The sequence below is a fragment of the Streptomyces sp. NPDC004266 genome (assembly GCF_042874095.1).
GTDB lineage: Bacteria > Actinomycetota > Actinomycetes > Streptomycetales > Streptomycetaceae > Streptomyces.
In genome coordinates this window covers 367894-379824 of sequence record NZ_JBIAMM010000002.1, presented here as the reverse complement: position 1 = coordinate 379824, position 11931 = coordinate 367894, and the positions used below count along the sequence as shown (strand labels likewise).

The following is an 11931-nucleotide window of genomic DNA, read 5'->3' as shown; positions in this document are numbered from 1 at the left end:
CGGGCTCTCGTGGAGGCCCCGGAGGGCCTCCACGAGACCGCGGATCAGGCCTGGCGGCGGACCTCCACCACCCGGAAGCGGTTGGAGACGAAGGCGCCGTCGCACAGCGCGGCGTTCGCCGCCGGGTTGCCCCCGGAGCCGTGGAAGTCGGAGAACGCGGCCGTCTGGTTCACGTACACCCCGCCCGTGAGGTTCAGCGAGAGCTGGGCCGACTCCTCCAGGCAGACCTCCTCCACCGCGCGCTCGGTGTCCGCCGAGGTCGTGTAGGCGCCGACCGTCATCGCGCCCTTCTCACGGACCGTGCGGCGCAGCAGCTCCAGGGCGTCGGCGGTGGAGTCCACCGAGACGGCGAAGGAGACGGGGCCGAAGCACTCCGAGAAGTACGCGGCCTGGGCGTCCGGCTTGGAGCCGTCCAGCTTCACGATGACCGGCGTCCGGACCACGGCGTCCGGGTACTCCGGGTTGACCACCTCGCGGGAGGCGAGCGCGACCTCGCCGAGCCCGGCGGCGGCCTCCAGGCGCGCCTTCACGTCCGGGTTGACCAGGGCGCCGAGCAGACCGTTCGCCCGGGCGTCGTCGCCGAGCAGGCCGCCGACCGCCGCCGCGAGGTCGGCGACGACCTCGTCGTACGACTTCGGGCCCTGGTCGGTGGTGATGCCGTCGCGGGGGATCAGCAGGTTCTGCGGGGTGGTGCACATCTGGCCGCTGTACAGGGACAGCGAGAAGGCCAGGTTGGACAGCATCCCCTTGTAGTCGTCGGTGGAGTCGACCACGACCGTGTTGACGCCGGCCTTCTCGGTGTAGACCTGGGCCTGCCGGGCGTTGGCCTCCAGCCAGTCGCCGAAGGCGGTGGAGCCGGTGTAGTCGATGATCCGGATCTCGGGGCGGACGGCCAGGGTCTTGGCGATGCCCTCGCCGGGGCGCTCGACGGCGAGCGCGACCAGGTTCGGGTCGAAGCCGGTCTCCGCGAGCACCTCGCGGGCGATCTTCACCGTCAGCGCGAGCGGCAGGACGGCGCGCGGGTGCGGCTTGACCACGACCGGGTTGCCGGTGGCGAGGGAGGCGAACAGGCCCGGGTAGCCGTTCCACGTGGGGAAGGTGTTGCAGCCGATGACCAGCGCGATGCCGCGGCCGACCGGGGTGAACTCCTTGCTCAGCTCCAGGGGGTCGCGCTTGCCCTGCGGCTTGGACCAGCCGGCCCGCCCGGCGGGCGTGCGGGTCTGCTCCTCGTACGCGTACGCCACGGCCTCCAGGCCGCGGTCCTGGGCGTGCGGGCCGCCGGCCTGGAAGGCCATCATGAACGCCTGGCCGCTGGTGTGCATGACGGCGTGGGCGAACTCGTGGGTCCGGGCGGAGATCCGGGCGAGGATCTCCAGGCAGACCAGGGCGCGGGTCTCGGCGCCGGCGTCCCGCCAGGCGCCCATGCCCGCGCGCATGGCGGGGAGCAGCACGTCGAGGTCGGCGTGCGGGTACTCGATGCCGAGCGACGGGCCGTACGGCGAGGTCTCCCCGCCGGTCCAGCCGTCGGTGCCCGGCTGGTCGAGGTCGAAGCGGGTGTTCAGCGCGGACTGGTGGGCGGCGAGGCCCGCCGCGGCGTCGAGCGAGCCGTCCGCGCCGTACGCCTTCGGGTGCTCGGGGTAGGGCGACCAGTAGGCGCGGGTGCGGATGGTGGCGAGCGCCTGGTCGAGTGTGGACCGGTGCTTCTCGGCCAGACGGTCGGTGGTCAGCTGAGCGGTGGCCATCGATGGACCAACTCCTCGTCGAGCTGGGCAGGGAGACGCGTACGGAGTTAGAGTAACCGAACGATCGGTCGGGACAAGGGGGTCCGTCGATCCTGTGGAGAACCCATCGGGGAGGATCACTCCTATGAGCGCCAACGTGACCGTCAGGGGGAGCGACGACGTGACCGCCAGTGAGACCGCCGCCGTGGAGCAGGACCGCACCGCCATCGGGCGGGACCGCGTCGTCGCCGTCGTCGGCACCGGCACCATGGGCCAGGGCATCGCCCAGGTCGCGCTGGTCGCCGGCCACCCCGTGCGCCTCTACGACAGCGCCCCCGGCCGGGCCGCCGAGGCCGTCGCCGCCGTCACCGCCCGCCTGGACCGGCTGGTGGAGAAGGGGCGCCTCGACGCCGCCGCGCGGGAGGCCGCCGCCGGCCGGCTGCACGCCGCCGAGGACCCCGCCGAGCTCGCGGACGCCGCCCTCGTGATCGAGGCGATCGTCGAGGACCTCTCGGTCAAGCAGCGGCTCTTCGCCGACCTGGAGGAGATCGTCGGCGACGGCACCGTCCTCGCCACGAACACCTCCTCCCTCTCCGTCACCGCCATCGCGGGAGGGCTGCGGCTGCCCGGCCGGTTCGTCGGCCTGCACTTCTTCAACCCGGCGCCGCTGCTCCCCCTGGTCGAGGTCGTCAGCGGCTTCGCCACCGACGCGGACGTCGCCACGCGCGCGTACGAGACGGTGAAGGGCTGGGGCAAGACGCCGGTGCGCTGCGCGGACACCCCCGGCTTCATCGTGAACCGGGTCGCCCGCCCCTTCTACGCGGAGGCGCTGCGGGTGTTCGAGGAGGGCGGGGCCGATCCCGCCACCATCGACGCGGCCCTGCGCGAGTGCGGCGGATTCCGGATGGGGCCCTTCGAGCTGACCGACCTCATCGGGCAGGACGTGAACGAGGCCGTCACCCGGTCGGTGTGGGAGTCCTTCCACCAGGACCCCAAGTTCACCCCCTCGCTGGCGCAGCGGCGGCTCGTCGAGTCGGGGCGGCTCGGCCGCAAGTCGGGGCACGGCTGGTTCTCGTACGCGGAGGGCGCCGAGCGGCCCGAGCCGCAGACGGCGCCGCCGGCCCCGGCGCCGGCGGAGATCGTCGTCGAGGGAGACCTGGGGCCCGCCGAGCCGCTCGTCGCGCTCTTCGAGGAGGCCGGGATCGAGGTCCGGCGCGAGAAGGGGGAGGGCGGGCACATCAAGCTGCCGGGAGGCGGTGAGCTCAGCCTCGCGGACGGGGAGACCTCCTTCGAGTACTACGCGCAGGAGATCGTCTACTTCGACCTCGCGCTCGACTACGCGCGCGCGAGCCGGATCGTGCTCTCCACCAGAGAGGGGACGGCACCCGAGACCCTCGCCGAGGCCGTGGGGCTCTTCCAGGCCCTGGGCAAGCAGGTGTCCGTGATCGGCGACGTGCCCGGCATGATCGTCGCCCGTACGGTCGCGATGCTGGCCGACGTCGCGGCCGACGCGGTCGGCCGCGGGGTCGCCACCGCCGAGGACGTCGACACGGCGATGCGGCTCGGGGTCAACTACCCGGCGGGCCCGCTGGAGTGGGCCGCCGAGGTGGGGTACCGGCGTACGGCGGACCTGCTGCAGGAGCTGCACGAGCGGTACCCGACGGGACGGTACGCCCCGAGCGTCGCCCTCATGCGCCGGAGCTGCGCCGAGGAAGCGGAGGACTCCTGATGACCACGGCGAAGCGCGACACGTACACCCCCGACACGCTGCTGTCGGTCGCGGTGCGGGTCTTCAACGAGCGCGGCTACGACGGCACGTCGATGGAGCACCTGTCCAAGGCGGCCGGGATCTCGAAGTCCTCGATCTACCACCACGTGGCGGGCAAGGAGGAGCTGCTGCGGCGCGCGGTCAGCCGGGCGCTCGACGGGCTCTTCACGATCCTGGACGAGCCGGGCGCCGGGCGCGGCCGGGCCGTCGAGCGGGTCGAGTACGTCACGCGCCGCACCGTCGAGGTGCTGATCGCGGAGCTGCCGTACGTGACGCTGCTGCTGCGGGTGCGGGGCAACACCGGGACCGAGCGGTGGGCGATGGAACGGCGCCGCGAGTTCGACCACCGGGTGGCCGAGCTGCTGAAGGCCGCCGCCGCCGAGGGGGACCTGCGGGCCGACGTGGACATCCGGCTCGCGACCCGGCTCCTCTTCGGCATGATCAACTCGCTGGTGGAGTGGTACCGGCCGCATCCGGACACGACGGCGGAGCGGGAAAAGCTCGCCGAGACCGTCGTCCACCTGGCCTTCGACGGGCTGCGGACGGCCCGCTGAGGCGTCGTACGGGCCGTTGAGCGGCCCCTTGCCGGGTCTCGGCCGGCTCCGTGCCGGGCCCGCGGCCCCGCCGCTCCCCCGTACGGCCCACCGCGGGCGTGGCGGCGGGGTCAGCGGCCCGGGGTGCGGTGGTCCGGGTCGAGGTCCGTCTCCTCGAAGACCAGCAGGGTCCGGGTCGAGAGCACCTCCGGGATCGACTGGAGCTTGGTGAGCACCAGCTCGCGCAGGGTCCGGTTGTCGGGGGTGTGGACGAGCAGCAGGACGTCGAAATCGCCGCTGACCAGGGCGATGTGCGCGGCTCCCGGCAGGGCCTGGAGCTGTTCGCGCACGGTCCGCCAGGAGTTCTGGACGATCTTGAGCGTGATGTAGGCGGAGGCTCCGTGCCCCGCCCGCTCGTGGTTGACGCGGGCGCTGAAGCCGCGGATCACCCCGTCGTCGATGAGCCGGTTGATCCGCGCGTACGCGTTGGCCCGGGAGACGTGCACCCGCTCGGCCACGGAGCGGATCGAGGCGCGGCCGTCCGTCTGCAGGATGCGGAGGATGTCGCGGTCGATGGCGTCCAGCGGGCGCGCCGGAGACCCCGTGGGCCCCGCCGTCGGCGCCGGGGCGACGACCTGCTCCCAGTCGTCGGCCATTTGTTCATCCGCCATGTGCCCCCGCCTCTCTCCGGTGGACGACCTGCCCTTATCCCAGGCTGTGGAGAACCGTTTGTCCACAGGCTGGAGGTGCCTGTAGCCAAAATGCCTCCACGACCGAACAATCGGTAGGTGAGGCGCGCCACACTCGCGCCACCCGCCTTCGGGTCTTATGCCCGCTCCCATGAGGAGGTGGACTCGTTGCAACAGCGCAGTTCGACAGTCCAAGAGCCGCCCGGTGCCGTCCCCGCCGACCGGCACACCCCGCCGACGTGGCGGCCGCGTACCGACCCCGCCCCGCTGCTGCCGGAGGCCGAGCCGCTGCGCGTGCTCGGCACGGACGCCGTGGCCGACGCCGACCCCGCGCTGCTGCTCCGGCTCTACGCGGAGCTGATCCGCGGCCGCCGGTACAACACCCAGGCCACCGCCCTCACCAAGCAGGGCCGGCTCGCCGTGTACCCGTCCACCACCGGCCAGGAGGCGTGCGAGATCGCCGCCGCCCTCGCCCTGGAGGAGCGGGACTGGCTCTTCCCCTCGTACCGCGACACCCTGGCGGCCGTCGCCCGGGGCCTCGACCCCGTCCAGGCCCTCACCCTGCTGCGCGGCGACTGGCACACCGGGTACGACCCGCACGAGCACCGCATCGCGCCGCTCTGCACGCCCCTCGCCACCCAGCTGCCGCACGCCGTGGGCCTCGCCCACGCCGCCCGCCTCAAGGGCGACGACGTCGTGGCCCTGGCCATGGTCGGCGACGGCGGCACCAGCGAGGGCGACTTCCACGAGGCGCTGAACTTCGCCGCCGTCTGGCAGGCCCCCGTGGTCTTCCTCGTGCAGAACAACGGCTTCGCGATCTCCGTGCCGCTCGCCAAGCAGACCGCGGCCCCCTCCCTCGCCCACAAGGCCGTCGGATACGGCATGCCGGGCCGGCTCGTCGACGGGAACGACGCGGTCGCCGTCCACCAGGTGCTCACCGAGGCCGTGGCCCGCGCGCGGCGCGGCGGCGGCCCCACCCTCGTCGAGGCGGTCACCTACCGGATCGACGCCCACACCAACGCCGACGACGCCACCCGCTACCGCACGGCCGACGAGGTCGAGGCCTGGCGGGCGCACGACCCGATCCTCATCCTCGAACGGGAACTGACGGAGCGTGGCCTGCTCGACGAGGACGGCAGGCGTGCGGCGGCCGAGGCCGCCGAGACGATGGCGGCGGAGCTGCGCGAACGGATGAACGCCGACCCGGTGCTCGACCCGATGGAGCTCTTCTCCCACGTCTACGCGGAGCAGACGACACAGCTGCGCGAACAGGCGGCGCAGCTGCGCGCCGAGCTCGAAGCCGAGGGTGAGGCGTGATGACGACCGCGACGACCGGCCCCACCGCGGCCAAGGCCGGCGGGAACGCCGCGAAGCCGAAGCCCGCCACGATGGCGCAGGCGCTCCAGCGCGCCATGCGCGACGCGATGGCCGAGGACCCGACCGTCCATGTGATGGGCGAGGACGTCGGTACCCTCGGCGGCGTCTTCCGGGTCACCGACGGACTCGCCAAGGAGTTCGGCGAGGACCGGTGTACGGACACCCCGCTGGCCGAGGCGGGCATCCTCGGCGCGGCCGTCGGCATGGCCATGTACGGCCTGCGGCCGGTCGTGGAGATGCAGTTCGACGCGTTCGCGTACCCGGCCTTCGAGCAGCTGCTCTCGCACGTGGCGAAGATGCGGAACCGCACCCGCGGCGCGATGCCGATGCCGATCGTCATCCGCGTCCCGTACGGCGGCGGGATCGGCGGCGTCGAGCACCACAGCGACTCCTCCGAGGCCTACTACACGGCCACGCCGGGACTGCACGTCGTCACCCCGGCCACCGTCGAGGACGCCTACGGGCTGCTGCGCGCGGCCATCGCCTCCGACGACCCGGTGATCTTCCTGGAGCCCAAGCGGCTCTACTGGTCCAAGTCCGACTGGTCCCCCGAGGAGCCCGCGCCCGTCGAGCCGATCGGCAAGGCCGTCGTGCGGCGCCGGGGCACCGGGGCCACCCTGATCACCTACGGCCCCTCGCTGCCGGTCTGCCTGGAGGCGGCGGAGGCCGCCCAGGCCGAGGGCTGGGACCTGGAGGTCGTCGACCTGCGCTCGCTCGTGCCGTTCGACGACGAGACCGTCTGCGCCTCGGTGCGTCGCACCGGCCGCGCGGTCGTCGTCCACGAGTCGACCGGCTTCGGCGGCCCCGGCGCGGAGATCGCCGCGCGCGTGACCGAGCGGTGCTTCCACCACCTGGAGGCGCCGGTGCTGCGGGTCGCGGGCTTCGACATCCCGTACCCGCCGCCGATGCTGGAGCGGCACCATCTGCCGGGCGTGGACCGGGTCCTGGACGCGGTGGCGCGACTGCAGTGGGAGGCGGGCAGCTGATGGCACAGGTCCTGGAGTTCAAGCTGCCCGACCTCGGCGAGGGCCTCACCGAGGCCGAGATCGTGCGCTGGCTGGTCGCCGTCGGCGACGTCGTCGCCATCGACCAGCCGGTCGTCGAGGTCGAGACGGCCAAGGCCATGGTGGAGGTGCCCTGTCCGTACGGCGGTGTCGTCACCGCCCGGTACGGCGAGGAGGGCACCGAACTGCCCGTCGGCGCACCGCTCCTGACGGTCGCCGTCGGCGGCACGGGAGCTCCGGAGGAGCTCGCGGAGGCCGCTCCGGGAGCGGCCCCCACGGAGGGCCGGGCCGACGCCGAGTCGGCCGTCTCCTCGGAGTACTCGGGCAATGTGCTCGTCGGCTACGGCACGGCCGGGCCCGCCGCCCGCCGCCGCCGGGTGCGGCACACGAACCCGGCGACCGCCCCGGCGCAGACGGCCGCTCCGGCGCCGGTCGCGGGACGGGCCCCGGACGCCGCCCGGACTCCTGTGGCCGCTCCGGCGGCTCCGGTCGCCGCTCCGGTCGCCGGAGGGCACGCGGGACCGGTGCCCGTCATCTCGCCGCTCGTGCGGAAGCTGGCCCGCGACCGGGGCCTCGATCTGCGGGAGGTGCGCGGATCCGGGCCCGAGGGGCTGATCCTGCGGGCCGACGTGGAGCGGGCCCTCGCGGTCCTGGAGCGGCCGGCCGCCGCCCCGGCGTCCGCACCCGGCGCCGCCGTGGCGCCCGTCGCGACGGCCGGCGAGCGGGTTCCGCTGCGCGGGGTCCGTGGCGCGGTGGCGGACAAGCTGTCCCGCAGCCGTACGGAGATCCCCGACGCGACCTGCTGGGTCGACGCCGACGCGACCGAGCTGATGGCGGCACGGGCGGCGATGAACGCGGCCGGCGGGCCGAAGATCTCGCTGCTCGCGCTCCTCGCGCGCATCTGCGTCCACGCCCTGGCCCGGTTCCCCGAGCTCAACTCCACGGTGGACACGGCCGCCCGGGAGATCGTCCGGCTGCCGTCCGTGCACCTCGGCTTCGCGGCCCAGACCCCGCGCGGGCTCGTCGTCCCCGTGGTCAAGGACGCGGGGAGCAGGACGGCCGAGTCGCTGACGGAGGAGTTCGCCCGGCTGACGGAGGCGGCCCGGCAGGGGGCGATCACCCCGGCCGATCTGACCGGCGGCACGTTCACCCTGAACAACTACGGGGTGTTCGGGGTCGACGGCTCCACGCCGATCATCAACCACCCCGAGGCCGCCATGCTCGGTGTCGGCCGGATCATCCCCAAGCCCTGGGTCCACCAGGGCGAACTGGCGGTCCGTCAGGTGGTGCAGCTCTCGCTCACCTTCGACCACCGCGTCTGCGACGGCGGCACGGCGGGCGGCTTCCTGCGGTACGTGGCGGACTGCGTCGAGCAGCCTGCCGTCCTGCTCCGCACGGTCTGACCGGGAACGGCCGCACCGGACCCCCACCCGGTGCGGCCGCCCGGTGCGCACCGGCCGCCGGTGGGCCCGGTCGGCCGTGCGGTCGTTCGCGCGGGCCCGCCTCGCTGCGGCCCGTCTCAGCAAGGGAGACGGCCCCGTCGGCGGTGGGCCCGGGCGGCCCATACTGCTGGGGTGACCACCGCATACGACGCCGTCGTGCTCGCCGGGGGCGCCGCCCGGCGCCTCGGCGGCTCCGACAAGCCAGGGGTACGGGTCGGGGGCCGGACCCTTCTCGACCGGGTGCTCGCGGCCTGTCCCGACGCCGGCCGGACCGTGGTCGTCGCGGCCCCCCGCCCGACCGCCCGCCCCGTCCGCTGGACCAGGGAGGACCCGCCCGGCGGCGGACCGCTGGCCGCGCTCGGCGCCGGCGTCCGGGAGACCGGGGCCGACGTCCTCCTCGTCCTCTCCGCCGACCTGCCCTTCCTGCACGGGACCGCCGTCCGGCGCCTCCTCGACGCGCTCGACGCGACCCCCGGAGCCGAGGCCGCGCTCCTCACCGACGCCGAGGGGCGGGACCAGCCGCTCGTCGCCGCCTACCGCCGTGCCCCGCTCCTACGTGAACTGGATCTCATCACCGGCCGGCGGGGCACCCTCGCAGGCGGTCCGCTGCGTCTCCTCACCGGGGGACTGCACCTCACCCGGGTCGCCGCGGCCCCCCTGACCTCCTTCGACTGCGACACCTGGGAGGACATCGCCACGGCCCGGGCCCGCATCAGGGAGCATGGGACCGTGCTGGATGAATGGATCACCGCAGTCAAGGACGAACTGGGCATCGAATTGGACGTCGACACCGGCGTGCTGCTCGACCTCGCCCGTGACGCCGCCCACGGCGTGGCCCGCCCCGCCGCGCCCCTGACCACCTTCCTGGTCGGCTACGCGGCCGCCCGCGCGGGTGCCGAGGGAGGGCCGGAGGCCGTCGCCGAGGCCGCCCGCAAGGCCGCGGCGCTCGCGCAGCGTTGGGCCGCCGAGCAGGACGAGACCGGATGACTTCGAAGGAGCCCCTTCCCGTGGCCCCCGGAACCGCCGCAGGCACGAAGGCCGGCCCGCCGCACCGGGCCACCGCCTGGCCCGAGGCCAGGGCCGCCGCCGCCCGCGCCGGGAGCGCCGCACGGGCCGGCCGGGGGCCGCGGCGCCGCCCGCTCGGGCAGGCGCTCGGCCAGGTCCTGGCCGAGCCGCTCCTCGCCCTCACCGACCTGCCCTCCTTCGACACCTCCGCCATGGACGGCTGGGCCGTCGCGGGCCCGGGCCCCTGGAGGGTCCGCGCGGAGACCCCCGTCCTCGCAGGTCACGCGCCCGTCGCCGCCCTGACCGTCGGCGAGGCCGTACGGATCGCCACCGGCGCCCCCGTTCCGTCCGGGACCACCGCCGTCATCCGCGCCGAGCACTCCCGCACGGAGCGGGACGGGTCCCTTCCCGGGCCGGGCCTTCTGATGCACGCGCTGCGCGAGGTGGTCTCCGGGCAGGACATCAGGCCCCGGGGCCAGGAGTGCCGGTCCGGCGACGAGCTGCTGCCCGCCGGCACCGCCGTGACCCCCGCCGTGCTGGGCCTCGCCGCGGCCGCCGGCTACGACGAGCTGCCCGTGCCGCCGCGTCCCCGGGTGGAGGTCCTCGTCCTCGGCGACGAGCTGCTCACGGCTGGTCTCCCCCACGAGGGGCTCATCCGTGACGCCCTCGGCCCGATGCTCGGCCCCTGGCTCGCGGCGCTCGGCGCCGAGGTGCTCGGCACCCGGCGGATCGGAGACGACGCCGAGGAGCTGTACGCGGCCGTCACCGGCTCCGCCGCCGATCTGGTCGTCACCACCGGGGGCACCGCCGCCGGACCCGTCGACCACCTTCACCGCGTCCTCGACAAGGCGGGCGCCACGCTCCTGGTCGACGGGGTGAAGGTCCGCCCCGGCCATCCGATGCTCCTCGCGGCCCTGGGCGGCGGCCGCCACCTCGTCGGCCTGCCCGGCAACCCGCTCGCCGCCGTCTCCGGGCTCCTCACGCTCGCCGAGCCGCTCCTCGCCGCCCTGGGCGGCACCTCTCCCGCCGAGGGCCGCGCCCCCGTCCTGGACGAGGTGCACGGGCATCCCCATGACACCCGGCTCGTCCCGGTCGTCCGCCGGGGCGAGCGGCTCGTTCCGCTGCGCTACAACGGGCCCGCCATGCTCCGGGGCATCGCCGTCGCGGACGGCATGGCCGTCGTCCCGCCCGGCGGCGCCCGGTCCGGCCAGGAGCTGGACGTCCTCGACCTTCCCTGGCCGCCGACGTCGGGCGCCGTACCGGCCCAAGGAGCGTGTTTCACGTGAAACTTCCCAGTCGTGACGTGATGGCCCGCAACGCGGAGGAACGGGTCTCGGGCCCACGGGTCCAGCTGCCCCGCAGGGTCGTCGAGAGGCCGCTGCGCCAGGTCGGCAAACGGCTGCTCATGGCGCTCGGCGTGCTGGTCCTGACGGTTCTCATCGTCTACGTCGACCGCGACGGCTACCACGACAACGCCGACGAGAAGCTCGACTTCCTCGACAGCGTCTACTACGCGACCGTGACGCTCTCCACCACCGGATACGGCGACATCGTCCCGTACAGCGACTCGGCGCGGCTCGCCAACATCCTGCTGGTCACGCCCCTGCGCGTGCTCTTCCTGATCATCCTGGTCGGCACCACTCTCGAGGTCCTCACCGAACGGACCCGGGAGGAGTTCCGGCTGAACCGCTGGAGGTCCACCTTGCGCGACCACACCGTCATCGTCGGTTTCGGTACGAAGGGGCGGTCCGCGATCCAGACCCTCTGCGCGACCGGGCTCCGCAAGGACCAGATCGTCATCGTCGACCCCTCCACGAAGGTGATCGAGACGGCGAACGCGGACGGGTTCGTCGGCGTCATCGGCGACGCGACCCGCAGCGACGTGCTGCTCCGCGCCGAGGTGCAGCGGGCCCGGCAGATCGTCATCGCCACCCAGCGCGACGACACGGCGGTCCTGGTCACCCTCACGGCGCGCCAGCTCAACCGGGGCGCGAAGATCGTCGCGGCCGTCCGCGAGGAGGAGAACGCGCCGCTGCTCCGTCAGTCCGGCGCGGACGCGGTCATCACCAGCGCCAGCGCCGCCGGCCGCCTCCTCGGACTGTCCGTGCTGAGCCCCAGCGCGGGCACGGTCATGGAGGACCTCATCCAGCAGGGCTCGGGCCTCGACCTCGTGGAACGGCCGGTGACCAAGAGCGAGGCCGGCAAGAGCGTGCGGGACACCGGCGACCTGGTGGTGAGCGTGCTCCGCGGCCACCGGCTCCTCGGTTACGACGACCCCGCGGCCAGCCCGCTCCAGCTCACCGACCGGGTGATCACCATCGTGCGCGCCGCGCCGGTGGCCCCGCTCTCCACGCCGCCGGAGGACTGACCCGCCGGAGCGCCGACTCGCCGG

Annotated in this window: 10 protein-coding genes; 8 read left to right on the top strand and 2 right to left on the bottom strand. The window is 74.3% G+C overall.

Going from position 1 to position 11931, the window contains the following annotated elements:
* Positions 1–44 precede the first annotated feature (44 nt).
* Positions 45–1742, bottom strand: coding sequence for a phenylacetic acid degradation protein PaaN (paaN, locus tag ACFYUZ_RS06480; RefSeq protein WP_389306742.1), 1698 nt, complete (start codon positions 1740–1742; stop codon positions 45–47).
* 124 nt (positions 1743–1866) lie between these two features.
* Here paaN and ACFYUZ_RS06475 point away from each other — a divergent pair, with 124 nt between their 5' ends.
* On the top strand, positions 1867–3450 hold the full coding sequence (locus tag ACFYUZ_RS06475; protein WP_389306741.1) for a 3-hydroxyacyl-CoA dehydrogenase: 1584 nt from the start codon (positions 1867–1869) through the stop codon (positions 3448–3450).
* Positions 3450–4043, top strand: coding sequence for a TetR/AcrR family transcriptional regulator (locus ACFYUZ_RS06470; RefSeq protein WP_389306740.1), 594 nt, complete (start codon positions 3450–3452; stop codon positions 4041–4043). Before ACFYUZ_RS06475 ends, ACFYUZ_RS06470 begins: the two co-directional genes overlap by 1 nt.
* 110 nt (positions 4044–4153) lie before the next feature.
* Here ACFYUZ_RS06470 and ACFYUZ_RS06465 read toward each other — a convergent pair whose 3' ends face one another.
* On the bottom strand, positions 4154–4678 hold the full coding sequence (locus ACFYUZ_RS06465) for an Lrp/AsnC family transcriptional regulator (protein WP_389307024.1): 525 nt from the start codon (positions 4676–4678) through the stop codon (positions 4154–4156).
* 192 nt (positions 4679–4870) lie between these two features.
* Between ACFYUZ_RS06465 and pdhA the strand changes: the two genes are divergently transcribed.
* From pdhA to ACFYUZ_RS06435, 6 genes are all read left to right on the top strand, one after another.
* Positions 4871–6028, top strand: a complete 1158-nt coding sequence (gene pdhA / locus ACFYUZ_RS06460) for a pyruvate dehydrogenase (acetyl-transferring) E1 component subunit alpha (protein ID WP_389307023.1) — start codon at positions 4871–4873, stop codon at positions 6026–6028.
* A complete protein-coding gene (locus tag ACFYUZ_RS06455; protein WP_389306738.1) occupies positions 6028–7074 on the top strand; it encodes an alpha-ketoacid dehydrogenase subunit beta in 1047 nt (348 codons plus the stop codon). The genes pdhA and ACFYUZ_RS06455 overlap by 1 nt, the downstream gene beginning before the upstream one ends.
* Positions 7074–8495, top strand: coding sequence for a dihydrolipoamide acetyltransferase family protein (locus ACFYUZ_RS06450; protein ID WP_389306737.1), 1422 nt, complete (start codon positions 7074–7076; stop codon positions 8493–8495). The genes ACFYUZ_RS06455 and ACFYUZ_RS06450 overlap by 1 nt, the downstream gene beginning before the upstream one ends.
* A gap of 171 nt (positions 8496–8666) precedes the next feature.
* Positions 8667–9521 carry an NTP transferase domain-containing protein gene (locus ACFYUZ_RS06445; RefSeq protein ID WP_389306735.1) on the top strand — a complete coding sequence of 285 codons (855 nt, stop codon included), beginning with the start codon at positions 8667–8669 and terminating at the stop codon, positions 9519–9521.
* Positions 9518–10825 (top strand): molybdopterin molybdotransferase MoeA, encoded by a 1308-nt coding sequence (locus ACFYUZ_RS06440; RefSeq protein WP_389306734.1) that lies wholly within the window; start codon positions 9518–9520, stop codon positions 10823–10825. Before ACFYUZ_RS06445 ends, ACFYUZ_RS06440 begins: the two co-directional genes overlap by 4 nt.
* 20 nt (positions 10826–10845) lie before the next feature.
* Positions 10846–11907 (top strand): potassium channel family protein, encoded by a 1062-nt coding sequence (locus ACFYUZ_RS06435; protein WP_389307022.1) that lies wholly within the window; start codon positions 10846–10848, stop codon positions 11905–11907.
* Positions 11908–11931 lie beyond the last annotated feature (24 nt).

Excerpts from the sequence above, each read along its gene's own strand:
- ACFYUZ_RS06440 (WP_389306734.1), top strand. The coding sequence starts at position 9,518 with ATGACTTCGAAGGAGCCCCTTCCCGTGGCCCCCGGAACCGCCGCAGGC.
- ACFYUZ_RS06475 (WP_389306741.1), top strand. The coding sequence starts at position 1,867 with ATGAGCGCCAACGTGACCGTCAGGGGGAGCGACGACGTGACCGCCAGT.
- ACFYUZ_RS06450 (WP_389306737.1), top strand. The coding sequence starts at position 7,074 with ATGGCACAGGTCCTGGAGTTCAAGCTGCCCGACCTCGGCGAGGGCCTC.
- ACFYUZ_RS06435 (WP_389307022.1), top strand. The coding sequence starts at position 10,846 with ATGGCCCGCAACGCGGAGGAACGGGTCTCGGGCCCACGGGTCCAGCTG.
- ACFYUZ_RS06455 (WP_389306738.1), top strand. The coding sequence starts at position 6,028 with ATGACGACCGCGACGACCGGCCCCACCGCGGCCAAGGCCGGCGGGAAC.
- ACFYUZ_RS06470 (WP_389306740.1), top strand. The coding sequence starts at position 3,450 with ATGACCACGGCGAAGCGCGACACGTACACCCCCGACACGCTGCTGTCG.
- paaN (WP_389306742.1), bottom strand. The coding sequence starts at position 1,742 with ATGGCCACCGCTCAGCTGACCACCGACCGTCTGGCCGAGAAGCACCGG.
- ACFYUZ_RS06465 (WP_389307024.1), bottom strand. The coding sequence starts at position 4,678 with ATGGCCGACGACTGGGAGCAGGTCGTCGCCCCGGCGCCGACGGCGGGG.